The sequence below is a fragment of the Staphylococcus delphini genome (assembly GCF_900636325.1).
Taxonomy (GTDB): domain Bacteria; phylum Bacillota; class Bacilli; order Staphylococcales; family Staphylococcaceae; genus Staphylococcus; species Staphylococcus delphini.
Genome location: NZ_LR134263.1, coordinates 619,533 through 644,760 on the forward strand (window position 1 = coordinate 619,533; position 25,228 = coordinate 644,760).

At 39.1% G+C, this 25,228-nt stretch carries 23 protein-coding genes; 18 read left to right on the forward strand and 5 right to left on the reverse strand.

Annotated elements, in window-relative coordinates; genetic code table 11:
- Window positions 1–182 precede the first annotated feature (182 nt).
- Window positions 183–1,007: an AraC family transcriptional regulator gene (locus tag EL101_RS02620; protein ID WP_096597167.1), complete on the reverse strand. Its 825-nt coding sequence runs from the start codon at window positions 1,005–1,007 to the stop codon at window positions 183–185.
- Window positions 1,008–1,141: 134 nt separating this feature from the next.
- Here EL101_RS02620 and EL101_RS02625 point away from each other — a divergent pair, with 134 nt between their 5' ends.
- From EL101_RS02625 to EL101_RS02645, 5 genes are all read left to right on the forward strand, one after another.
- Window positions 1,142–1,927 (forward strand): hypothetical protein, encoded by a 786-nt coding sequence (locus EL101_RS02625; RefSeq protein WP_096597169.1) that lies wholly within the window; start codon window positions 1,142–1,144, stop codon window positions 1,925–1,927.
- Window positions 1,928–2,117: 190 nt separating this feature from the next.
- On the forward strand, window positions 2,118–2,438 hold the full coding sequence (locus EL101_RS02630) for a PadR family transcriptional regulator (RefSeq protein WP_096597171.1): 321 nt from the start codon (window positions 2,118–2,120) through the stop codon (window positions 2,436–2,438).
- A complete protein-coding gene (locus EL101_RS02635; RefSeq protein WP_096597173.1) occupies window positions 2,435–2,992 on the forward strand; it encodes an HAAS signaling domain-containing protein in 558 nt (185 codons plus the stop codon). The genes EL101_RS02630 and EL101_RS02635 overlap by 4 nt, the downstream gene beginning before the upstream one ends.
- Entirely contained in the window at window positions 2,989–3,804 is an 816-nt protein-coding gene (locus EL101_RS02640) for a DUF4097 family beta strand repeat-containing protein (protein WP_096597175.1), read from the forward strand. Before EL101_RS02635 ends, EL101_RS02640 begins: the two co-directional genes overlap by 4 nt.
- 172 nt (window positions 3,805–3,976) lie before the next feature.
- Window positions 3,977–5,317 (forward strand): Na+/H+ antiporter NhaC family protein, encoded by a 1,341-nt coding sequence (locus EL101_RS02645; RefSeq protein WP_096597177.1) that lies wholly within the window; start codon window positions 3,977–3,979, stop codon window positions 5,315–5,317.
- 571 nt (window positions 5,318–5,888) lie between these two features.
- On the opposite strand, the gene EL101_RS02650 is transcribed toward EL101_RS02645, so the two are convergent.
- The gene (locus tag EL101_RS02650) at window positions 5,889–6,497 is read right to left on the reverse strand and encodes a DNA-3-methyladenine glycosylase (RefSeq protein ID WP_096597179.1); all 609 of its coding nucleotides are present in this window, start codon (window positions 6,495–6,497) and stop codon (window positions 5,889–5,891) included.
- A 179-nt stretch (window positions 6,498–6,676) separates the two neighbouring features.
- Here EL101_RS02650 and EL101_RS02655 point away from each other — a divergent pair, with 179 nt between their 5' ends.
- From EL101_RS02655 to EL101_RS02675, 5 genes are all read left to right on the forward strand, one after another.
- Window positions 6,677–7,363, forward strand: a complete 687-nt coding sequence (locus EL101_RS02655) for a DUF805 domain-containing protein (RefSeq protein WP_096597181.1) — start codon at window positions 6,677–6,679, stop codon at window positions 7,361–7,363.
- Window positions 7,364–7,696: 333 nt separating this feature from the next.
- The gene (locus EL101_RS02660) at window positions 7,697–8,596 is read left to right on the forward strand and encodes an ABC transporter ATP-binding protein (RefSeq protein WP_096597183.1); all 900 of its coding nucleotides are present in this window, start codon (window positions 7,697–7,699) and stop codon (window positions 8,594–8,596) included.
- Complete coding sequence (locus EL101_RS02665) at window positions 8,589–9,833, forward strand: ABC transporter permease (protein ID WP_096597185.1); 1,245 nt, start codon at window positions 8,589–8,591, stop codon at window positions 9,831–9,833. Before EL101_RS02660 ends, EL101_RS02665 begins: the two co-directional genes overlap by 8 nt.
- A gap of 151 nt (window positions 9,834–9,984) precedes the next feature.
- Window positions 9,985–10,317 carry a YnfA family protein gene (locus tag EL101_RS02670; protein ID WP_096597187.1) on the forward strand — a complete coding sequence of 111 codons (333 nt, stop codon included), beginning with the start codon at window positions 9,985–9,987 and terminating at the stop codon, window positions 10,315–10,317.
- 34 nt (window positions 10,318–10,351) lie between these two features.
- Window positions 10,352–11,377, forward strand: coding sequence for an aldose epimerase family protein (locus EL101_RS02675; protein WP_096597189.1), 1,026 nt, complete (start codon window positions 10,352–10,354; stop codon window positions 11,375–11,377).
- 60 nt (window positions 11,378–11,437) lie between these two features.
- On the opposite strand, the gene EL101_RS02680 is transcribed toward EL101_RS02675, so the two are convergent.
- The gene (locus EL101_RS02680; protein WP_096597191.1) at window positions 11,438–12,094 is read right to left on the reverse strand and encodes an MOSC domain-containing protein; all 657 of its coding nucleotides are present in this window, start codon (window positions 12,092–12,094) and stop codon (window positions 11,438–11,440) included.
- Between the two features lie 125 nt (window positions 12,095–12,219).
- Here EL101_RS02680 and EL101_RS02685 point away from each other — a divergent pair, with 125 nt between their 5' ends.
- The gene (locus EL101_RS02685) at window positions 12,220–12,915 is read left to right on the forward strand and encodes a ribose 5-phosphate isomerase A (protein WP_096597193.1); all 696 of its coding nucleotides are present in this window, start codon (window positions 12,220–12,222) and stop codon (window positions 12,913–12,915) included.
- A gap of 103 nt (window positions 12,916–13,018) precedes the next feature.
- On the opposite strand, the gene hutG is transcribed toward EL101_RS02685, so the two are convergent.
- On the reverse strand, window positions 13,019–13,948 hold the full coding sequence (gene hutG / locus EL101_RS02690; RefSeq protein WP_096597195.1) for a formimidoylglutamase: 930 nt from the start codon (window positions 13,946–13,948) through the stop codon (window positions 13,019–13,021).
- A gap of 382 nt (window positions 13,949–14,330) precedes the next feature.
- Between hutG and sdpC the strand changes: the two genes are divergently transcribed.
- Window positions 14,331–15,215: a peptidoglycan release complex CPBP-like subunit SdpC gene (sdpC, locus tag EL101_RS02695; RefSeq protein ID WP_096597197.1), complete on the forward strand. Its 885-nt coding sequence runs from the start codon at window positions 14,331–14,333 to the stop codon at window positions 15,213–15,215.
- Between the two features lie 188 nt (window positions 15,216–15,403).
- Here the strand turns inward: sdpC and EL101_RS02700 are convergent, their stop codons facing one another.
- Window positions 15,404–16,285 (reverse strand): LysR family transcriptional regulator, encoded by an 882-nt coding sequence (locus EL101_RS02700; protein WP_096597199.1) that lies wholly within the window; start codon window positions 16,283–16,285, stop codon window positions 15,404–15,406.
- A gap of 199 nt (window positions 16,286–16,484) precedes the next feature.
- Here EL101_RS02700 and EL101_RS02705 point away from each other — a divergent pair, with 199 nt between their 5' ends.
- The 6 genes from EL101_RS02705 to EL101_RS02730 all read left to right on the forward strand — a co-directional run bounded on the left by EL101_RS02705 (window position 16,485) and on the right by EL101_RS02730 (window position 25,222).
- Window positions 16,485–17,789: a YjiH family protein gene (locus tag EL101_RS02705; RefSeq protein ID WP_096597201.1), complete on the forward strand. Its 1,305-nt coding sequence runs from the start codon at window positions 16,485–16,487 to the stop codon at window positions 17,787–17,789.
- Window positions 17,790–17,810: 21 nt separating this feature from the next.
- Window positions 17,811–19,475, forward strand: a complete 1,665-nt coding sequence (gene hutU, locus EL101_RS02710; protein WP_164715590.1) for a urocanate hydratase — start codon at window positions 17,811–17,813, stop codon at window positions 19,473–19,475.
- Window positions 19,472–20,719 carry an imidazolonepropionase gene (hutI, locus tag EL101_RS02715; protein WP_096597205.1) on the forward strand — a complete coding sequence of 416 codons (1,248 nt, stop codon included), beginning with the start codon at window positions 19,472–19,474 and terminating at the stop codon, window positions 20,717–20,719. The genes hutU and hutI overlap by 4 nt, the downstream gene beginning before the upstream one ends.
- Before the next feature lie 714 nt (window positions 20,720–21,433).
- A complete protein-coding gene (locus EL101_RS02720; protein ID WP_096597208.1) occupies window positions 21,434–22,630 on the forward strand; it encodes a SulP family inorganic anion transporter in 1,197 nt (398 codons plus the stop codon).
- Window positions 22,620–23,756 (forward strand): M20 peptidase aminoacylase family protein, encoded by a 1,137-nt coding sequence (locus tag EL101_RS02725; protein ID WP_096597210.1) that lies wholly within the window; start codon window positions 22,620–22,622, stop codon window positions 23,754–23,756. The genes EL101_RS02720 and EL101_RS02725 overlap by 11 nt, the downstream gene beginning before the upstream one ends.
- Window positions 23,757–23,917: 161 nt before the next feature.
- The gene (locus EL101_RS02730) at window positions 23,918–25,222 is read left to right on the forward strand and encodes a Na+/H+ antiporter NhaC family protein (protein WP_096597212.1); all 1,305 of its coding nucleotides are present in this window, start codon (window positions 23,918–23,920) and stop codon (window positions 25,220–25,222) included.
- The last annotated feature ends 6 nt before the right edge of the window (window positions 25,223–25,228 follow it).

The following is a 25,228-nucleotide window of genomic DNA, read 5'->3' on the forward strand; positions in this document are numbered from 1 at the left end:
TAAAATAGAAAGGGCTTTCAATCCCATACTAAACTATTATACTTTTTTTAAAGACAAAAATCTATATAAAAATAAAATCGAGTGTGATTGTTCGGAATTGGTGGATATATGCCTTTAAATAGTAAGTAGTTGATAATTGGGTTGTATCACCATTTTTGAGTGTTCCATGTACTTTCAATGCTTTACTGATGTTCTTCGCGATATTGGGTCGCCGTGACACCAAAATGTTTTTTAAATGCTCTCGAAAATAGCAATGGGTCTTTATAACCCACACGATCTGCAATTTCCTGGCTTTGCAAATCTGTTTCCTTGAATAATTGTGATGCGTGATACATCCGAATGTGAATTAAATAATGTTGCGGGGATTGATCGATGTGCTTTATAAACATTTTATATAGATAGCTACGGCTGACATTGACGTGTTTGGCGACATCATTAATCGAAATCGCATGCATATAATTGTCATTCATATAACGAATCGCTTCTCTGACGTTAGAATATTTTTCATTTTTAACGACATGAAACGGTTTGGGAAAATGTTGATGCAGTTCATATAGGAGTTCGTATAAATCGCGCATATGTTGAATATCATCAGAGCTTTCTGTGGCGTATTCAATGGAACGGTGACACATCCGATATATGATTTGGCGAATGGCGTTCGTTGGTTGATTTTGAATGACGCGTGTTTCATATAAAGACGTACGGTTTAAATAATCAAAAACGAGTTTTCCGCTAAAACCCACCCAATAATATGTCCACGGCTCGTCCAAAGTGGATTCATAGTGTACGTTCATGCCGCGACAAAGTAAGAAGAGGTCACCCGGTTTCAATGTATACTTTTTTTGATTGTATGTGAGTGTACCCGTGCCAGACATAACCACATGGAGCACTGCTGGTTTGGTCACCTCATATTGATAACCCCCTTGAGGCGTTCCAATTTCAATCCCACATTCATCAATATTGGCTTCGAATTGATTCTTTTTAAACATCTTCCAGAGTAATTGCATTTATCCCACCCCGATAACTTTAAATATGGAAACATTTTAACATATACAGTGACGATTGGTATATATTATCTTGTGGTCTAAAGTGTTAAATTAAAAACACAAAAAAATATATATTTTAATACTGAGGTGATGAGATGAACCAGCATTTGAAAAAGATAGAAATGCGAATTAATCAATACCAATTAACGAAAAGAACGCGTTATATTCCGTACATGAGCCGTCATGTATTTGCGATTCCATATATCAAATTTTTAAGTCATGCAGTAACCCCTTTAAATCAACAATGGCACTATGAAACTGAAACTGGCATCATGCATCCATTAACGGATAAAAATGAAATGTCGGATTTGCACATTGTACGTTCTTTTATGATAGAAGATTTTGATGACAGTAAAGATTATCATTTAAATGTTGAAGGGATACGGCAATCTTTTATGATTTATATCAATCAAAGTGTTGTTGGAACGGTAGAAGGCAATGAAGGGCATATCGAGTTTGATATCACACATGCTATTCATGGTGAAATGAATGTCATTGAACTGGTGCCCACAGAAACGATGATGTCCCCCCAACAAAACCTGTTTAACGATATGTACGTACTTGAAAGGGCAAACGATCGAATTGTAGATTATTCTGTCGATGTGAGCCAAAATGCACGTGGCGATATAAGTGTACGTATTCAAATTCAAGATATCGAAGGCGCCCCGTTAATCAGCTATTTATTACAAAACGAGCAGCACGTCACATTCGCTAAAGGGTTAATGGACATCGACAGTAGTTACCATTTAGTTATTCCGGCACATTTAGTCGGACAGCAAGGGAAACATTTTACATTGTTTTTAGAGACTGAAGATGAAACGATTGCACATGATATTGACTCAAATGGCGAACATGAGCCGATTAATGTCAAAACAGTTTAAAATTCATTTGAAAGCGTATCAAGGTGATAAAAGCCCCTGGTACGCATTTTTATTTAGTTTTAAGTAGAGGACAATAGACATACGAAAGAATTTAACACAGTACCTTGCAATGTATAATAGTGTGTGCTATTTTATATTTGAGTATTATACATTGATTAGTACTGATTAATGTATTCATGGAGGTGCAACAATGAACATCCAATTCAAAAAAGGTGCGTTAGAAATGATTGTACTGTTGATTATTAAAAAGGAGCCGCAGTATGGCTACTCACTCGTACAAAATATTTCTAAGCATATGATGATTGCTGAAGGTACGGTTTATCCGTTGTTACGTCGGCTTGTTAAAGAAAGCTGCTTGACGACGTATTACGAACCGTCAACGGAAGGACCTGCGCGTAAATATTATGAACTCACACGTGAAGGGGCTCAGCGGTTACAACAATTGAAATCAGAATGGCATGAATTTGTCAGTATCGTGAAAATTTTTATCGAGGAGAGTGAATGCGAATGACGAAAGCAGAATATTTGAACACCCTTTATCAATACTTAAAGGGCATGCCTGAATCAGAAAAACGAGACATTGTGGCTGAATATGAAAATCATTTTATTGAAGGGTTACGTGATGGCAAATCTGAACAAGAAATCATCGGGATGTTAGGTGCGCCGAAAGAGATGGCACGGGCTATCAATGCACAAAGTGCGGTGAACCAAGCTAAAGAGAGTCAAAAAACATCGAATATCACAAAAGCGCTTGTTACTGTGATAGGGTTGAGTTTGTTGAATTTTATTTTGATTACGGGACCATTAATGATTGTACTGGGCATCCTTTTGAGTATTGTATTAATGAGTGTTGCCTTTCTCATGACACCATTTGCTTTAGTGTTTAAATATTACGTTTTATCAGAAGTCATCCTCATTGATGACGTGTTTGCGACAGTGGGTTGGTTCGGATTGGGGCTCATCTTGATTGTATTATTATTTTTTATCCTCAAATGGAGTTATATCGGATTTGTAAAATATTTAAAATGGAACGTTAAATTGGTGAAAAGAGGTGTAAGTGCATGAAACGTGCATTGTTCATTGTGTTTTTAATCGGATGTGTGATGTTTATCGTTGGACTTGCCGGCACGGTTTATTACACATTTTTTCATGACCAGCAAGATCATGAGATGACACAAAAAACTTATAAGACGAATGGCATAAAAAAGTTAGCGCTAGATACTAAAGGTAGAGATGTAACATTTGTCAAAGGCGATACATTGAAAATTAAAGGTGACATCTCAAATGAAGATCACCTTAAAGTTGAGAAAAATGGGTCTCAAATGAACGTATCTATTTCCAGTGAGAAACGTCAAAATATCTCAATTCATCTTAATCCGTTTCGTCCTTTAGATAAAAAGCAACTTATCATTACTCTACCTACTTCACAAATGGATCAAGTGACGTTGAATGGGACAGATACAACTATGACTGTAGATGACCTTGAACTCGCACATTTAACTTTGAACCTAACGAGAGCAGATTTGTATGTAGATGACAGTCATATTCAACAACTCGCTACAGCTATGAAGGACAGTGCTTTGTATACGGAACATACTGATTTTAAAAAGGTGACTGCAAAAGTAGGTGCTAGCGATGTCAGCTTAGAAGATGTGCCACAAGATATCCCGATGTCTTGGGAAATTAATGACAGTACTGTGGAGGTTACTTACGTAGGTCAACTTTCGAATACAGCATTTCATATCGATGGGGATGAAGGGGATGTCAACTTAGACGGTGTTGAAGGACTGAACAATAATAAAGTCGGTCGTGGTGAGCATCAAGTCGATATTAAAGTTGAAAATGACGGTGATGCGACATTTTCAGCATATGAATAGCTGGCCATTTAATGGAAAAGGTGAAGCGGTATGATTACATTTATAAAAGTAAAAAACAGATGACTAAGCATAAAAAACGTATCTTTTCATAAAAAATAATACGCGAGACTTGTCAAAGTGAGATAAAAGTGTATAATCCTTATCATGATAATAAGATATTGAGGGGAAAGACATGTCTAAAGAATTAAGAAGTCAAAAACAATATGGTGCACTTGCTTTATTACCATTAGTCATCTTTTTAGTATTGTACATTGGTGTGGGGCTCGTCTTTACAATGCTCGGCACAAAAGATGCATTTCAACTATTACCGCGACATGTGGCGATTTTTATTGCGATTGTCATTGCATGGACGTGCTACGATCGTAAAACGCCCATCACGCAAAAAGTTAAAATATTTACAGAAAATGCAGGTTCTTCGGGGATTGCAGAACTTGGATTGATTTTACTATTAGCAGGTGGTTTTGCGAGCGCGGCATCAGCAATGGGTGGTCAAGAAGCGATGGTTAACTTGGGCTTATCTATTATTCCACCAAGTTTGCTGATTCCTGGTATTTTTGTGATGAGTGCTTTTGTCGCAACATCAATAGGGACATCAACAGGCACACAAGCTGCTTTTATTCCGATTGGGGTTGCTGTTGCTCAAGCGGCAGACTTAAATGTAGCGGCTGCTGCGGCTGCGGTCATTGCAGGCGCTTACTTCGGCGATAACTTATCTATTATTTCTGATACGACGATTGCAGCAACAACAGGTGTAGGTGCGAAGATGAAAGATAAGTTTAAAGCGAATTTTCTTATCGCACTGCCTGCAGCGATCATCACTTTTATTATTTATGCCATTGTTGGTGGGACAGGGCATATTAAAGGTGATTTAAGTTTTAATTTTATTGATGTGATTCCATATTTATTCGTCCTCATTGCGGCTATTGCGGGGATGAATGTCATGCTCGTGTTAATTTCGGGGACGGCTTTGACAGGTATGATTGGTGTCGCACGAGGAAATATTGGCGTCTTTGAATGGACTTCTAAAATTGGGGAAGGAATGGAAGGCACGTTCTCCATTTTCCTTATCGCTTTCTTAATTTCAGGTTTAGTCGCTTTAATTCGATACTATGGCGGTATTGACTGGATTGTAGAAACAATGAAAAAACGTGCAAATGGACCGAAAAGCGCTGAATATGCGATGAGCTTTCTATCGGGGCTGTTGTCAGCAGCTTTAGTGCACAATGTCGTCGCAATTATTATTTCAGCGCCTATCGCTAAAGAACTCGGCCAAATGTATAAAATTGCACCAAAACGAATGGCCAGCTTGTTAGACATTTTTGCTGCTAGTGCATTAATGGTGTTGCCTCATGACAGCGGGATGTTAATGGCTGAACAGTTCGGCCATGTTTCTTATTTTGAAGTATTGAAGTTTTCATATTATCCACTCATTTTAATTTTATGTGCGGTCATTTCAATTCATATCGGCATGTTTAGAAAACAGAAAAATAATGCTGTTGATGAACAAGCATAACGGTGCCGCGTCGTTGTAATGATACGCATAGCAAGGGCTAGGACATTGAGATTTCCCAGTCCCTATCCTATTTATGGACTTATATCCATTATTGATGATAAAACAGTATAAAAATGAAGGCGAAATGGGATGCAAAAAATTGATGCTATTAGTTTTCTTAATTTCATAAACTTGCCCTCAGTTTCCTGTATTTGATTTTAGATTGCCCAGAAGGCTGACACTCCTGAGGGATAAGTTAAAGGCTAAATAACGTCATTTAACTTTAAAAGTGGCTACCGTTTATCGCAGTAGCTGTCTGACTTCTCAATGTTAGCACTTTTGAGAAGTCTAGTCAGCCTTGCGGGGGCAGTACGACGAAATCTTTGTTACACATGAGATTTCTGTACTGCTCCCAAAATCCAATTTGGCTTCCATATCATGTATGATTTAATCAAGCCGAATTTAGTTGAAGGGCCAGCCTCTAGGAAAGGGAAGCCATGAAGGCAATCAAAGCCAAAATTATTGAGGGCAAGTTAAACAAAATACCGTATCATGAGCATCAAAAATTTTTGTGTCCCATTTCCTTTAAACTCTACCGCCACGTTTCCTCAACAGGCCACATCTCACTTTTTCGTCGATGTGATACATACGGATTCCCTTTAACACTATAACGTAAATGGGCAGCTGTCCAATCGCCTTTATTCGGAATCCCGATACGCGGTCCAACTTCGATCTCTCGCGGAAACTTTCGATTTTTCGTATCAATTTTTAAACGCCCCATATTCAACTGACTGCCATCAATAGAACGAGGGATTTGCATTGCAGCGGTTAACTTTCCTGGCCCATTCGTTAACGCATAGCCTTGTCGACCACGATTACGTTGCATCATTTCAATGCCTGCTTCAGGTTGAATGGCACGGATGAGTACACCTTCTGGCACGCCTTGTTCTTGTGTCACAAAATTGATGAGCAAGTGACGGTGCATGACATGTGCATAAATGGTCCCGCCCTGTCGATAAAGAGATTCGACTTTCGGTGTGCGACGTCCTTGATAGCCATGTGCAGCTTGATCTTTAAAACCTAAATAGGCTTCTGTTTCGACAATATAGCCACTATAGGTGATTTCTGGTGTTTCATAAATCAATTGAACCCCGAGTAAGTTTTGGGCGGTTTGAATCGTCGGTGGGTGAATAAAATCCATAGTCGCCTCCATTTAGTTTTAGGATATGATGCTATTTTACCGGAAATCGCTATGACATTCCAAACGTGTCATACGATTTAACTTGACGGGAAAACGATAAAAAAATGATTAATATACTATAGCAATAAAAATGGATTATGGTAGACTAGAAGAGAACTACAACTTATTTAAGGAGGTCATTGAATTTGGAGACACCTAAAGTAGGATTTGTTGAAGCATTTAAATTATATTGGACAAACTATGTGAATTTCAAAGGGAGAAGTCGTCGGAGTGAGTATTGGTGGGTTATGTTATGGCATCTCATCATTATGATACCAGCGTTATTTTTAGGCGTGGTTTTAATGTTTATTCCGATTTTAGGTTGGATCGTTGCAGTCATTTTGTTTATTGCTATTGGTTTATATTCGTTAGCAACCATTATTCCGAATCTCGCATTAACAGTGAGACGGTTTCATGATGTCGGCTTTTCGATGTTGATTCCGATTTTATCGTTTATTTTAGGCATTATTTATAACATCGCTAGTGCATTTACGCAAAAAGAGACGTTATTCGAGGATGAAGCAACATCGACAAATGTCAGCGTTGTGAATGAATTTGCTTTCTTGCCTAGCTGGGTTGCATTCACATTGATGGCTATTAGCATCATTTTAAGTTTAGTAACGCTTATTGTTTGTTTATTAGACAGTAAGGAACAAGATAATCAATATGGTCCTTCACCAAAATATGGTCGCCAATATGTAGGTGGTGATCGAAATCATGCCGGCATGGCGTACCAACATGATTATCGCAATGACACAATGACGCAACAAGATGGACTGCGTGATATTGAAGAAACAGAAAAGAAAGACGATCCATATCGTTATTAATGAACTGAAGATAAAGACTTTTGCAGTGATGATGCTGTAAAAGTCTTCTATTATATGGAGTCAGCAAAGAAATGCTCAACATTGTGATGTACAAGCGATCAAAATGGCAAATATTGCGATGATAGCCATGTCTGTAGCTATGGCGTCGTATGTTTGCTTGAAATTACAAGACATACATTAAGGCATGGTGTTTGACGCCCGATGCTTTATCTTTTGAACCAATCATCCCACTCATTTTGTAATGTATTTACGTCATTTTGACAAATATACTTGTCAAATCGATGGGGATAAGCTATATTCAATGTAAGCGAAATAAAGAAGGAGTGTGCAGTTATGACATTGAAAATTGAGCAAGTCACGAAGAAGTTCGGTCAATTTACCGCAGTGAATCAGATTTCTTTTGAACTTGAAAAAGGGAAAATGTTAGGATTTTTAGGACGCAATGGAGCGGGCAAAACAACAACTTTCCGTATGATTTTAGGATTGTCTGAGCCTACTGAAGGACGTATTACATATAACGGTCGGGTGATTGATCACACGATGTACAATCATATCGGCTATTTACCAGAAGAACGCGGCTTACATCCAAAATTAACAGTTACTGAAGAGTTGACGTATTTAGCGACATTAAAAGGCATGGATAAAGCCGCGATTCGTAAAGCGATTGATTATTGGTTGGAACGCTTTAAAATTACTGAAAATCGTCATAAAAAAATTGAAGCACTTTCAAAAGGGAATCAACAAAAAGTGCAATTGTTGGCGAGTATGTTGCACGAACCTGAATTGTTGATTTTAGATGAACCATTTAGTGGACTCGATCCAGTGAACGTCGAGTTGTTGAAGCAAGCGGTGAAAGATTTGAATGCGCAAGGGACAACAATTATTTTTAGTTCGCATCGTATGGAGCATATTGAAGAACTGTGTGATGCGGTGTGCATTTTAAATCGTGGTGAGATGGTCGTTCAAGGTGACATTCCATCTGTCAAGGAAAGTGTCGGTTATAAACGTGTCGTTGTGGATGCACCGTATGATTTATCAGAAGTTGCGTCATTACCAGGTGTATTACATCATAAAGTTGTTAAAACTGAAAACTTCTTCACAGTGTCGGATGAAACGGTGGCTGAAGCTATCTTTGAAGTCGTACAACAAAAAGGTTACACGAAGAGATTTCAATTGATGGAACCGACGATGAACGAAATCTTTATCGAGAAAGTGGGTGATTTAGATGCGTAAGTTTGCTGCTACGTTTAAATTGACGTATTTTAAAAAGTTAAAAGCAAGGTCGTTTATAGTTTCAACGATTATTATGATGTTGCTCATCACAGGCGCCGCGAATTTCGATAAAATTATAAAGCTATTCGATGGTGGCAGTGAAAATGTCGCGATTGTGACACAAGACCATACATTGTACCAACAAGTTAAAGGGCAATTGTCGGTGATTAATAAAGAGGTCCATTATGAAAAATTGTCAGAAGATGAGGCTAAAAAGCAGATCAAACAAGAAGAAATTGATCAAGCGTATGTCATTCATGAAGATAAGCAACATGCTTTAACAGGGACGATTTTAAGTACATCGTCACCTTCTGATAATGATAAAGGAACATTACAAGCTGTATTGACGCAACTTCAAACGCAAAAAATCGCACAAAATCTCGGCTTACAAGGAAATGATTTGCAACGATTACAAAGTCAAAGTCAAATCGACAATACAATCATTCAAAAGTCAGGACAAGAAAATAGTAGTGCGTCTGAGGATGAACAAGGTTTTGCGAAAATTATTACGATGTTAGGCACATTTTTAATGTTCTTTATCGTCTTTAACTATGCACAGCAAATCGCTACAGAAGTGGCTACGGAAAAAACGTCACGTGTGTCAGAAATGATTATTACAAGTGTGAAGCCGACGACACATATTATGGCAAAAATTGCAGGCGTACTAGCACTTGCATTCACACAAATCGTCATTTTATGCCTAACTTTTGTCGCGAATTACTTTATTTTTGATTTGCAATCGATGTTCGGTTCAGTGAATTTATCGCTCACACCACACTTAACAAGATTGATTGTTTTCGGTGTCATTTTCTTAATTTTGGGCATTTTGAGTTTTGTTATTTTAGCAGCGATACTCGGTAATTTAACTGCCCGTATTGAAGATTTAGCACAATCGTTAATGCCGATGACGTTCTTAATCATGGCAGCGTTCTATGCAGGCTATTTTGGCTCATTCAATCCGGACAATATTTTTATTAACATTATGAGTTATGTACCGTTCTTTTCGCCATTCGTGACGTTCTCAAGATTAGCGTTAACGACGACACCTACCTTTGAAGCGGTTATCGCAGTCATTATCCACATTGTGCTTATCGGTGTATTACTTTTCCTTGCAGCGAAATCATATAAAAATGCAGTATTATCGTTTGAAAAAGGTTGGAAAAATGTATTAAAGCGCGCGTTTCAACGTGAAGATTAAAAATTGAAGTGATGACAGACTATCGATGTAACTTGTGTCGGTAGTCTTTTTTAATGGATAGAGATAGGGTTTGCGTGACACAATAAGAAATTATTACCCCTTGTTTGTCGGAAACTGATACAATAGAGTAAAAGTAATATGAGGTGAAGAAGTGAACTTTTTATATCCCACAGCAATTTTTATCATAGCGGGGTTGTGTGAAATTGGCGGTGGTTATCTCATATGGCTATGGCTACGTGCGGATCGTCCATTTTGGCTTGGATGGATAGGGGGTATCGTTTTGATTTTATACGGTATCGTTGCGACCTTCCAATCATTTCCTACTTTTGGACGTGTGTATGCAGCTTATGGCGGCGTTTTTATTGTCATGAGTCTATTATGGGCGTATTGGATTGATAAAGAGCCACCAGATAAATTTGATATCATCGGCGGCGTGGTTTGTATCATAGGGGTTTTAATCATGGTGCTGCCGGCAAGAGGGTAAACCTTGGGAGAGCGTAAAGGAGTAAAGAATCGCAATGAATATTAACATTGAACAACAATCTAACGGAATTGAACTCATTAAAATTGAGAATAAGGAAAGTAAAATTGTTTTCATGAATTATGGTGCGCGCATTGTCAGTTGGAAAATTGGAGATAATAATATTGTACTTGGAAATGAAGTGGAAGCGGATGAATTTTATCCACACAATCCATTTTATTTCGGTGCAACAGTCGGACGTTTTGGGGGACGTATTGCGAAAGGTCAATTTGAATTAAATGGACAAACATATCAATTAGAACAAAATGATGGTGACAATCATTTACATGGTGGACTACAAGGATTATCTGACCGCTTATTTGATTATGAAATCATTGAAAACGAAACCGAAGAAAACGTGCAAGTTCATTTTACGACTACAGTGAAGCAAGATGAAGATCATTACCCGGGAAATATAGACATTAAAGTCGTCTTTACGTATGATGCTTCGAAAACGTGGACAGTGGAATATTTTGCGGAGTCTGATGCGGATACATTGTTCAACCCGATGAATCACGTTTACTTTAATTTGAATCGTGACAACAAAGTCGTGGACAATCACGTCATTGCAAGCGAAAAACTACAGATGTTTCCTTTGGACGCGTCGGGCATGCCAGTATTAGAGCCGATTGACTTAGTAGCAACAATGGGCAGTCATGAAATTGAACTTGCGACATTATTCGATACGGACGATACCCGTATTCAACAACAAGTCACAACGCGTGGAGGCCTCGATCATCCATTTGAAGTCAAAGATGGCAAGATGACGATTTCAAACCGTGATTTAGTCTTACATGTTGAGACGGCTACACCGCAAATTGTGATGTACACGTTGAATGATTCTGAAGATTGGAAAAGTCGTATGAATATTTTCAAACCACATTCAGGGATTACAGTAGAAACGCAAAGCATACCGAATGATATTAATCTTTTCGGGGCATCAGCACATTCAGTGTTAAAAGCGCATACACCTTTTTACTCTAAAACAAGTTATCAAGTGGAATTAAAGCCAAAAGATGCATAAATGATTGTTAATCAGCATGAAAAGCTAGGGATGCTACGTTGCCCTAGCTTTTCATGCTGATTATTTTGAGCATTGTGCGAGCATTTTTTCTAATACGCTTTTACGTTTTTCTGTGAGATAAGGGTTGTTGAGCGCATAAGCAATACGTACTTTGTTTTTTCTGTCATTGTAATAAATGTCATTCAACGCTTGCACAGATAAACGCGTAGATTCAGGTGCATGTTTGACTAACGCTAAATTACTGTTTGGGGAAACGAAGCCTTCTTTAATCACACGGAAATAACAGCCAGTTTTCCCTGATTTTGACATGTCTTTAACGAGTTGAGGATAACCATATTTGCTTTGAAGTTTCCAACAAGGCTCGCGAATTTCTGACACTTCGATAATCGCTTCACCTAAACGATATTGATCTCCGAAAAAGAGCTCCGTTTCATCAATGGCGTACACAGTAATGTTCTCGCGAAATAGCGCTGAATCAGGTAAGGGGTGAATCACGTCTTGCCACATGGCGTAGTTCGATTTACTGTATAAACAAACCGCTTTGTCAGGACCGCCATGATCTTTGTACTCTTGCTCGTCTTCTACAAAACCTGTCCGAGAAAGCCACATTTTTGCTTGGATGGGCTTTTTATTCAAAGCACTTTTCATAGGACGTCTGTCTTCGTATTGCAATGATTCGATTTTGCCAGTCGATATCGCATAAATTGCATAATTCATTGAAATCACCCTCCATCCTTGTCTTACTTTAATTTTAGCCTAATTTGTTGTGTTCGTCATGGTTTTTCGGCGTAAATGTTGTACAATAATGTTAATATAATAAGTCACAATGAAGGAGTGGGCTCATGAGTAATAAACAACTTAAACTAATGACGCTAGATGAAGCTGTCAGTCGTATTGAAGACGGCATGACGGTTGGGATTGGCACAGGCAGTACAGTAGAGTTACTTGTGCCTAAAATTGCGGAATTGATTCATGAAAAGGGGTATCAATTGATTGGTGTGTGCACATCAGAACGCACGGAAAATCAAGCGAAATCATTGAACATTCCGATTGCACATATTAACGACGTACAACATATTGATATCGCGATAGATGGTGCTGACGAAATCGATCCAAAACTGAACTTAATTAAAGGTGGCGGCGGTGCATTGTTCCGTGAAAAAGTCGTGGACACTTTCGCTGACCGATTTATCGTCATTGCCGACCAATCGAAACTGGTCGATTATTTAGGTCAAACTTTTAAATTGCCAGTTGAAGTAGACCGCTTTAATTGGAAACAAGTGGCACAGTTAATCGAAAAAGAATTCGATATTGAAGTGACACGTCGAATGGTGGAAGATACACCGTTTATTACAGATAACGGCAACTATATTTTAGATTGTGCTTTGAATCGAGAAATTGATCCGTATCTGGTGCATGAGTTTTTAATTCATCTCGTTGGTGTATTGGAGACAGGTTACTTTTTAGATACAGTAGAAGAAGCTATCGTAGGTACGGAACAAGGTGTGAAACTGATTAAACTGTCAGATATTAAATAAATCATAAGAAAGTCTGGGATAACGTCATGCTATCCCAGTCTTTACTATAGGTATTTTCAATGTTGTGTACATCGCATTGAATAACGATGGCTTCATCATTTCATTAACAGTGGATGAAATGACCTAAAAAGTGTGCGGCCAACTTTGCTGTACGTTGGTCGATATCATATTTTGGATTGGTTTCTGCAATACTAATTGAAGTGACTTTGTCAGATTGTAAAATACGGCGTCCCAGTTCTAAAACAGTGTAAGGTGTGAGCCCAAGAACCGCATTCGCACTGACACCTGGGGCATAAGCACTATCAATGACATCCATACAAATTGTGAATAAAATGACGTCATGTTCATTGATAAAATGATCAAGTTTATCTTTGACTGGCGGACAAATTTGACCCATTAATTCTTCTGCAAGGACATATTGCGTATTCGTTTTGTTAGCGTAATCGAACAATGCTTGTGTATTGCTTGTACGCTGAATGCCTAACACGAAATAGTCTAAATGCGCATCTTCTGTTAACATTTGATGAAAACTTGTCCCAGATGTAGAATAGCCTTCTTGTCGGTTGTCAAAATGCGCGTCAATGTTAATCAAACCGATTGATTGCTCTTGGTAAGCTTCGCGAACACCGAGATATTGTGCGTACGCAATATCATGTCCGCCTCCGAGTAGAAATGTGCGGTGATGATGACGTAATAATTGTGCGACATAGTGACCGAACGCTTGTTGAGAGGTGATTAAATCTTCGGCCGAGTGTGTCCAGTTACCATATTCGATAATGTTTAAATCTGTTGAAGCGGGCAAACCGGCAAATGCACTTTTAATCGCATCCGGACCTTCTTTTGCGCCCACACGACCTTTATTTAATCGCACGCCTTCATCGATTGCATATCCCAATAACGCAATGTCTCCATCTTGAGGCGCTTCATTTTCAAGGTCGACAAATTGAACAGTTTGAAAATGACGAAATGCTTGGCGGTCTGTCTCACTGTCTAGACGGCCTGTCCACAACTTTTGATTTGGTTTTTGATACATAAATCGGACCCCTTTCATATTCACTAACATTTAGTGATAACCCATGTGTCACTTCCATGCTACTATTTTTAAAACAGAAATTCCAAGGAAAAAGTAAGCGCTTTAACGTCATTATATCGACTTTCTTAAAGAAGTTTCAATGCAATCCTATGTTTTATTTTATAGTTTTTTTCTTCAAAACTTTCAACAAATCATCTCGCTTATATTACAATTCAATGATATTTAACAGCTACTAATTTATTTCCATTCCATAAATGGTTATAATGTACTTTAGATTCTATGACTTGATATTCGTCCAACAGACATTAGCAATACGAACTTTAACTGGACCACCTCATGCATACGAACATTAATAGTGATTGTTTAATATGGAGGATTAATTATGAATCGAACGCGTATCTCTGGCTTTCAGTGGGCATTGACGATTTTTGTGTTTTTTATCTTATCCTATGCAACGCCTATCATATTACAGGATTTTCAAAAAGCGTCGGGATTCAAATCATTTGTATTTTCTTTAAATTCATTGGGCCCATTTATCGCAGCAGTATTATGTATATTAATATTTAAAAATAAAAAAGAACAAGTCGCTGGTTTAAAACTTACAATCAATTTAAAAGTGATTGAGCGATTGTTGATTGCATTTACGTTACCACTCGTTATATTTATGATTGGCATGTATAGTTTCAACACATATGCCGACAGTTTTATTTTATTACAGTCTAAAGATTTATCTGAAACGATTTGGACGATTTTAATAGGTCATCTTCTCATGGCTTTTTTTATTGAATTTGGCTTTCGTTCTTATCTTTTGAACATGGTTGAAACTAAATTACCGCACTTTTTCTCAAATATTGTCGTGAGTGTGTTGTATTTAGTTTGGGATGTCAATACAGCTTTTGGTATGCCTTACACGATGTACAGCGCTATTTATGTTTTTGCATTTTCGATGATTGCTGGTGAACTCGTGCGTGGTACAGGCGGACGTTCGATATACGTGGCAACATTGTTTCATGCAAGTATGACGTTCGCAAAGGTGTTTTTTTTCAGTGAAGAAATTGGGGATGTTTTCTCCATAAAAGTATTGGCTTATTCAACAGCAAGTGTCGCAACGGTAGTGGTTGTATTAGGACTCATCATGCGCATATTCTCTCCTCGCAAAAAAGGGGAAGACGATGATACACCCATCTTAATGGATACGACGACAGAAGATGAAAAAGAAGAAACTGAGCAAAAAGTTGAAACAACACCAACAAAAGAAGAAAAATAGATTTTTGAAGAACACCTCTTGATAGGGGTGTTTTTTGTTTTGGGAGCTGTACAGAAATCTCCTGTGCAACAAAGATTTCGTCATACTGCCCCCGCAAGACTGACGCTACTCCTCATATGTTTGTCTCGTATGCCACCGTACGCTTCTCCATTGAATGATTTCAATTCAATTTCCGCTACCACTCTTTTTTATACTTTCCTTTCAACGTTCCAATATTCACAACATGCATCGACTAAATCAAAGACGTGTTGATTGTATTCGCGTTTTTTTGAGTAATTCAAATAAATCGTTCTTTTAATGTTAGGACGAATTTTAATCGCACTTAGTTGAAATGTTGAGTATGACTGATAATACATTTGTGGAATGACTGCATAGCCCATGCCTTGATGTACAAAGTTGGTCGCTGTTTCAAAACGGTCCACCTCCATGATGATATGGGGACGTTCATCTAATCGTGTAAAATAGTCATCGATATGCTTGCGAACTTGATAGCCACGGTTAGGGACGATGAGTGGCAAGTTTTTAATCGACACTGATTTTTGATTTCCAAAGGCATTCTGTGGTGCGAGAACGACATAATCTTCATGATATAACGGGAGTGAGATAATGCCGTCGTGACGAATTTGGTCGTTCGATAAGCCTAAGTGAATATCAAAGTTAATCAGTTTTTGTGCCAATTGGTTAGGATCTAGTATTTCCGTGATTTGATAATGTTGCTCCGGATGCGAATTTTGATGGGTTTGTACGACGGTCGACACCCAACGTGCAGTGGATTCAATGATGGCCATTTTTATTTTAGGCGTTTGACTCATTTTCAAATCATACATTTTTTCAATGGATTGATGATAATGTTTCACAAGTTCCACTGCTTCGTTATAAAATTGAATGCCTTTTTCTGTAATTGAAATTTCTTTCGTTGTCCTTTTTAACAATGGGTACCCCAAGTCCCGTTCCATTTTTTTAATTGTTGCAGTGAGTGAAGGTTGACTAATGTGTAAGGCTTGCGCAGCTTTTGTGAAGCTATTTTGATTTACAATTTCGATAAAGTATTCCAACTGTATAACTTTCATAACGTCCTCCTTATTATAGTTTGAAGTTATAAGTGATTAGTTTATTTATATTAGTTAATAATAGCTTAGCATATTACAATAGAGTTAGTCAGTGACAGCGCATGATTAAATGACAGAATAATGAGAATTAAAGTAAAACTAAGGGGAGAGGTCGTTATTTTGTGTAGGATTCACAATGTAAAGGGGGAGAAATGTTGAGATGAAACATCAAACTGTTAAGGGTAACCAGATGTGGCGTTTTTGGGTTTTGAGTTTGATAGGTGTGATTTGTTTCTTTGTGCCTTTTCAAATTAACGGGGTACAAACGATTATTGTCGACCATGTTCATTTAGCAATACGCGCAGGCCTCAATAGTGTGATGCCTTATATTGCTTTAGTCATGATTTTAATTGGCGCAATCTTACCCATCTATCGTAAAGATTATCGGAAAACGAAGACGGATTTTGTCATTGTTTTGGCTAAAGTGTTAGGGGCTGTGATTGGCGTTATGTACGTGTTTCATATTGGACCGAAAATTTTGTTTGAAGCACAATATGGCCCGTTTTTGTTCGATAAATTGATGTTGCCACTGAGTATTTTAATTCCAGTCGGTGCCATCGCTTTATCATTGTTAGTAGGATATGGCTTGCTAGAGTTTATCGGTGTGTTAATGCAACCGATTATGCGCAAAGTGTTTAATACGCCAGGTGAATCCGCGATTGATGCGGTCGCGTCGTTTGTAGGGAGTTATTCGCTCGGTCTGTTAATTACAAATCGTGTGTACAAACAAGGTGTTTACAACTACCGAGAAGCATTAATCATTGCGACAGGGTTTTCGACAGTATCAGCAACATTTATGGTCATCGTGGCCCGTACACTTGATTTAATGGCACATTGGAATTTGTATTTCTGGAGCTGTTTAGTCATCACATTCGTTGTGACAGCCATTTCGACCTATTTGCCACCGATATCAAAAGCGTCGAAAGCGTACTATAACAATCAACAACCACCAGCAAAACCTAAAGAAGAAGGCACACGTATTCAACAAGCATGGCTCGCAGTGAAAAGACAATCACATCAAGCGACACCATTGTTTAAAAATATGTGGACACATTTTGCTGAAGGGCTAGAAATGACAGTTGCGATATTACCGTCCATTTTATCGATTGGTTTTATCGGTTTGTTGTTAGCGAACTTTACACCAGTTATTGACATACTGAGTTACATTTTTTATCCATTTATTTATATTTTCCCGATTGCAGAAAAAGCGTTGTTAGCAAAGGCGTCTGCAATATCGGTCATTGAAATGTTTTTACCATCGTTACTTGTCGTTAAAGCAACGATTGAAGTTAAATTTGTAGTGGCAATTACAAGTGTATCAGCGATTATATTCTTTTCAGCGCTTGTACCCTGTATTTTAGCGACAGAAATTAAAGTTCCGATTTGGCAATTGTTATTGATTTGGTTTGTACGTGTGACATTAACATTATTAATTACCATTCCGTTAAGTCTAATTATTTTTTAAATGAAAGGGAGAAGTCTTATGGTGAGAAATATTCAAGCAAAAAAAGGTTTAGAAATTGAATGTAAAGGTTGGGAACAAGAAGCAGTTTTACGAATGTTATACAACAACTTAGATCCAGAAGTTGCTGAGCATCCGGAACGTCTTGTCGTTTATGGCGGTATCGGTAAAGCAGCACGTAACTGGGAAGCATTTGATGCGATTGTCGATACATTACGTCGCCTAGAAAATGATGAGACGATGTTAGTGCAATCAGGTAAACCTGTGGCTGTATTTAAAACGCATGAAGAAGCGCCACGTGTACTTTTATCAAACTCTGTGCTCGTACCAAAATGGGCAACTTGGGATCATTTCCATGAATTAGATAAAAAAGGCTTAATGATGTACGGCCAAATGACAGCGGGAAGTTGGATTTACATTGGTTCGCAAGGGATTGTCCAAGGTACGTACGAAACTTTTGCGGAATTAGCAAATCAACATTTCAATGGCTCATTAAAAGGCACGATTACATTAACGGCTGGATTAGGCGGTATGGGTGGTGCACAACCGCTTGCTGTAACGATGAATGGCGGTGTCGTGATTGGTGTAGATGTGGATCCAACACGTATTCAAAAACGTATTGATACACGTTATTGTGATACGATTACGTATTCATTAGACGAGGCGTTAGAACTAGCAGAACAGGCGAAAAAAGAAGGACGTGCCCTTGCAATTGGTCTAGTGGGTAACGCTGCTGAAGTGCACCATGAAATTTTAAAACGTGGCTTCAAAATTGATATTGTGACGGACCAAACATCTGCACACGATCCACTTAATGGTTATGTGCCTGAAGGGTATAGTTTAGAAGAAGCGGCTGCATTAAGAGAAAGTGACCCTGTTAAATATGTCACATTATCCAAACAATCTATGAAAAAACACGTTGAAGCGATGTTACAATTCCAAAAAAATGGTGCCGTGGCATTCGACTATGGTAACAATATCCGTCAAGTTGCATTTGATGAAGGCTTAGAAAACGCATTTGACTTCCCTGGTTTCGTACCAGCATACATTCGACCATTATTCTGTGAAGGTAAAGGACCATTCCGTTTTGCAGCATTATCAGGGGATCCGAAAGATATTGAACGTGCGGACCAATTAATGCGTGAACTATTCCCAGAAGATGAAAAATTAATGCGTTGGTTAGATATGGCAAGTGAAAAAATTGCATTCCAAGGGCTTCCGTCAAGAATTGCATGGCTCGGTTATGGCGAACGTGCAAAAATGGGCTTAGCATTAAATGAGCTTGTACGTAACGGTGAAATTTCTGCACCAATCGTTATCGGTCGTGACCATTTAGATTCAGGTTCAGTGGCATCACCAAACCGTGAAACTGAAGCAATGTTAGACGGATCAGATGCTGTAGGGGACTGGGCAATTTTAAATGCATTAATTAACACAGCAGCTGGCGGTTCATGGATTTCAGTTCACCATGGTGGCGGTGTAGGTATGGGTTATTCATTACACGCAGGCATGGTGGTTGTTGCTGATGGTTCAGAACGTGCGGACAGAAGATTAGGGCGTGTATTAACGACAGATCCGGGTATGGGTGTAGTGCGACATGCAGATGCGGGCTATGAAAAAGCGATTGAAACTGCCAAAACTCGTGGCTTTGATATCCCTATGATCACTAAGGAGGTAGAAACAGAATGACTTATGATTTACTGATTCAAAATATTAAAGAATTGATTTTACCAGTAACGACAGATCGCCCTTTAAAAGGTAAAGCGTTGGATGAATTAAATGTAGTCAAGCACGGTACAGTCGTTGTACATGAAGGGAAAATTGTCTATGCAGGGCCTTATACTGAAGACTATGAAGCACGCGAAACAATCGATGCTTCTGACCGCGTTGTTTCACCAGCACTTGTAGACGCACACACACATTTAGTTCATGGCGGCTCACGTGAACACGAAATGGCGTTAAAACGTCAAGGCAAATCATATTTAGAAATACTTGAATCAGGTGGCGGCATTTTATCAACAGTAGAAGCGACACGCCAAGCAACTGAAGATGAACTATTTAAAAAAGCTGAATATGATTTATTAACGATGATCCATCACGGTGTATTAGCTGTAGAAAGCAAAAGTGGTTACGGCCTAAACAAAGAAAATGAATTAAAACAATTACGTGTATCTAAACGTTTAGAAGAAAAATATGGTTTGAAAATGCGTCATACATTTTTAGGACCACACGCAATTCCAAAAGAAGCATCATCACAAGCAGACTTCTTACAAGAGATGATTGATTTATTACCAGAAGCGAAAGAATACGCAGACTTTGCAGATATTTTCTGTGAGACAGGTGTATTTACGTTAGAAGAATCGAAACGTTATATGGAAGCAGCGAAAGAACTTGGCTTAAGAGTGAAAATCCATGCAGACGAAATCGATCCGCTCGGTGGTTTAGGCTTAGCGATTGAGGAAGATGCCATCTCTGCAGATCACCTCGTTGCATCAAGTGATCAAGACAAAGCGAACTTAAAAGATTCTGACACAGTAGCGGTATTATTACCAGGCACAACGTTCTACTTGGACAAAGAAAGTTACGCAGATGCTCGAGGCATGTTAGACAATAACGGTGCCATTGCGATTGCGACAGACTACAATCCAGGTAGCTGTGTGACAAACAATTTACAAATGGTCATGGCGATTGCATCATTAAAATTAAAATTATCACCAGCCGAAATTTGGAACGCAGTCACAGTCAACGCGGCAAAAGCCATTGATGTGGACGCGGGTACGATTAACGAAGGGGACGATGCCAATATCGTCATTTGGCGCGCACCAAACCATGAATACATTCCGTATCATTACGGGGTAAACCATGTGGAAAAAGTCATTCAAAACGGACGTGTCATCGTTGACCGTCAACCAGGTTTGTTAACAAAAGCATAAATAAGTGCAGAGAAGCGGCATGGGACCTTGAAATTGAGGGTGCATGCCGCTCATCTTTTTTCATCCCGACACGTCTAATATGAGTGTAGTGAAATAAGATGAGAAGGGTCGAAGTCATCCAGCATAGCATCCCAAAAAGCATAATGACTTTGTTGGGCCACTGATACCAATAAAAGGGAAAAGAACTAAGATTGCAAAACAATGAAAGCCTCCCGAGGTATACCACCACCCCAAAAGCGAGATGGATTGTATTAAGCTATGGACATCAATGAACGAGGACAAAATTAAGATTGCAAGAACTGGGCAAGACGCCTGAGGGATAAAATAAATATCTAAATATGATTTCTACTCTTTAATAGTGCTTCCTGTTTATCGCAGTAGCTGTCTGACTTCTCAATGCGCTCGCTTTTGAGAAGTCTAGTCAGCCTTGCGGGGGCAGTACGACGAAATCTTTGTTACACATGAAATTTCTGTACCGCTTCCAAAATCCAATTCGACCTTCAATTTCTATTATCTTCAATCAAGCCGAATTGAGTTGAAGGATCAGCGCCTCAGAAAGCGTAGCCCAGTTCAAGCAATCATCAGAATATCCACCTCATCATCGTTTATGTAATAATATGTTCCAAAAACAAAACCATCACGCAAAACCTAAAAAATTCAACAAATCCCGATTGCTTTGATATAATATAATGAAATACAAGGGGAGTCGGGGGGATGGAGATGCATCACACAATCCAAAATTACCTCACAAGCTGGAGAGGACACACTTTCCAAAACATCACAGCAGGCTTACTTGTCGCTTTAGCTATGATGCCAGGCGCGATCGCATTTTCATTAATCGCTGGCGTTAGCCCAACAGTCGGCATATTCAGTACCGCACTCATGCTCATCGGAATCAGTTTTTTAGGTTCTCGCACATTAATGGTTTCTGCACCGAGTAGTGGCGTCTCCATTGTCGCTGTGTTCATCACCTCAATGTATGACCAGCAGATGCTCATTGCAGCGATGCTCGTCATGGGCTTATTTCAAATCATATTCGCATTTTGTTGTGTGGATAAAGCAATACATAAAATTCCAGTGCCGGTCGTCGTTGGATTTATGAATGCGTTAGCTTATTTATTATTGACCTCGCAATTGAAACATATTTTTGGTCACAATCTATCGACATACCTCTTTGCAGTGCTCAGTTTAATCATGATATTTTTAATTCCACATATCACGGAACGCATCCCTGCTACACTCATTATGATTGTCGTCTTATCAATCGCGGCCAAAATGTTTCATGTCGACTTAACGGATGTACAAGATTTAGCGCATATTCATTTCGAAATGCCAGCGCTCGGGTTACCTCAAGTTGTTCTAACAGGATGGATGGTCGTAGAATTGATCATTTTTGGCCTAATGTTAGCGATTGTCGCAACGATTCAAACGAGTTTAACAGCACGAATGGTCGATCAACTGACAAAAACCGCTAGCAGTCTCAATCGTGAATCGTTTGGTCAAGGGCTTACGAATTTCATCATAAGTTTATTTGGTGGGCTTGCGGGAAGTGCGTTAGTGGGGCAGTCAAAATATAATCTCAAATTAGGTGCAACATCACGACTTTCAACTTTGGCAGCAGGTATCGTGATGTTGTTATTTTTAATGTTATTAAGTCCACTCGTCGGCAGCATTCCGATGGTCGTGTTAGCTATCGTATTGACACGTATTGCGATGAACGCTTTTGACCGTCAAACGTTGCGGTATATTGTCGAGCGACGTTGGACAGAATTCATGATTATGCTCATTACTTTTTTATTGATTGTCATCGCACGTAATTTAGCGCTTGGGGTACTCGTTGGCACAGCGGTGGATTATAGTTATCAACGGATTCAAAAATATCGAAAAGGAAGGGATCAACATGGGAGCTGATTTAAAACAATTGATTGAATGGAGAAGATGGTTTCATCAAAATCCAGAACTTTCCAATGAAGAATTTCAAACAACAGCACGGTTACGAGAAATTTTAAAGAGTTACGATATTCGAATACTCGATTTACCGTTAAAGGTCGGGCTTATTGCAGAAGTAGGTCAAGGGGAAGCAATGATTGCGATTCGTTCAGACATTGACGCGTTACCCATTAATGAAAAAACAAACTTAGCGTATCAATCACAAAATGATAACGTGATGCACGCGTGTGGTCACGATATTCATATGGCGTCTATTCTAGGTACAGCAGTGAAATTGAAAGAGATGGAAGCCGAATTGCCGGGACGTGTCCGTATCATTTTCCAATCTGCTGAAGAAACAGGTGATGGGGCACCCGCTGTCGTTCAAACCGGCGCATTAGATGGCGCGTTGGCGATTCTTGGCTTCCACAATGCACCAACGATCAAAGTCGGTGAATGGCGTGCAAAAGCTGGCCATTTAACGTCAAATGTAGATCGTTTCAACATTCGTATTCAAGGACGTGGCGCGCATGCAGCAATGCCTCAAGATTCGGTAGACCCGCAAATCGTCTTAGGTCAACTAATTTTAAGCTTACAAACGATCGTGAGTCGCAACATTGCGCCTTATGATGAAGCGGTCGTCACAATAGGTCAAATTCATAGCGGTCATACGTGGAATGTTATCCCTCAAGAAGCGATGGTAGAAGGGACAGTTCGTAGTTTTAAAGCAGACATTCGCGACCAAGTTGAAGACAGAATGACCCAAATTTGTGAAGGATTAGAGAAGCAGTTTAATGTGAAAATTGATTTGAATTATCATCGTTTAACTGCCTCTGTCGTCAATGATGAAACGTTACAAAATATGGCACTGGAAGTAGCACAATCAGTCGGTTATGAAACAGAAGTGTTACCGCGTGCACTGACGATAGGTGAAGACTTCTCAGGTTATCAAACCGTGGCACCTGTTCATTTTGCGATGATTGGTTCAGACAGTGAATACCCACTGCACCATGAACAATTCCAGCCGAACGAACAAACTTTAGTTAAAGTACCTGACTATTTTATTGCGTTCATTCAGCGTTTATGGGACGAACATTTAAGACGTTGACGGTCACACGGTTTTCATGTATTGTTTAACAGTAAAATTCAATTTTTCAAATGTCATTAAAAATGATTTTTTGCTTTTATAAAAGATATAAAAATAAAGTGAAGGAGAAGCACATCGCTCGTATGCAACAGGTGATTGGCTTTTCGTTAAGGAGATTTTTTATGTTAGAACAAGAACATGAGCATAGCAGTCCATGGGCGCTCATTCCGTTAGTCGTATTTATCAGTATCTTTTTAGGTGCAGGTATCATCACGAAAGACTTTACTTTTATGCCGTTAAATGTTGCGGCGATGATTGGTGTCGTTGTGGCATTAATGATGAACCGACGAGAGACATTTGCGTCAAAGGTAGAAGTTTTTGCACGTCAAGCAGGTCACGCTAATATTGTGTTGATGATGTTTATCTTTTTACTAGCCGGTGCTTTTGCAAAAACAACTGAAGCGATGGGCGGTGTGACTTCCATTGTTAATTTAGGGTTATCATTTATCCCGCAAAATTTTTTGATTGTCGGACTTTTCATCATTTGTATGTTTATTTCCATTTCGATGGGGACGTCGGTGGGCACTGTAGCGGCGATTGCACCTGTGGGATTTGGTATTAGTGAAGCAACAGAAATTCCGGCTGCACTTGCGATGGCGACAGTGGTTGGTGGTGCGATGTTTGGTGATAACTTGTCTATGATTTCAGATACAACGATTGCCGCAGTCCGCACGCAAAAGACGCAAATGAGCGATAAATTTAAAGTGAACTTCCGTATCGTTGTGCCGGGTGCTATTGTGACGATTATCATTTTATGGTGGCTTTCTCACGGTTATGATGTGACAGAAACGAAAACGTACGACTTTGAATGGATTAAAGTGATTCCGTACTTACTCGTATTAATTTTGGCGGTTATCGGTATTAACGTCGTGTTAGTGTTGTTAGGCGGCATTTTGTTATCGTCTCTAATTGGTTTGATTGATGGTTCATTTAACTTAGGAGGTCTATTAAAAGCAGCGTCAGAAGGTGTTCTTGGCATGCAAGACATTGCGATGATTGCACTACTCATCGGTGGTATGATAGGACTCGTTGAACATCACGGGGGTATTACCTGGCTGTTAAATTTCGTTAAACGTCGCGTTAAAACAAGACGTGGTGCAGAATTAGGTATCGCGAGTCTTGTGAGTGTTGCTGATATTTCGACAGCGAATAATACGATTTCAATTATTATGGCAGGTCCACTTGCGAAAGATATTGCAGAAGAATATGACATTGATCCGAGAAAATCGGCAAGCTTGTTAGATATATTTGGCAGTGCATTTCAAGGTTTTGTCCCTTATAGTCCACAGCTCATTGCAGCAGCGGGTGTAGCGAGCATTTCACCTGTGGCGCTGTTGCCTTATTCTATTTATCCTGTGATGCTTGCGATTTGTGGGTTTATCGCCATCTTGTTTAATCTACCGCGCTTACGTTCTCATCGCTCATAGATTTCA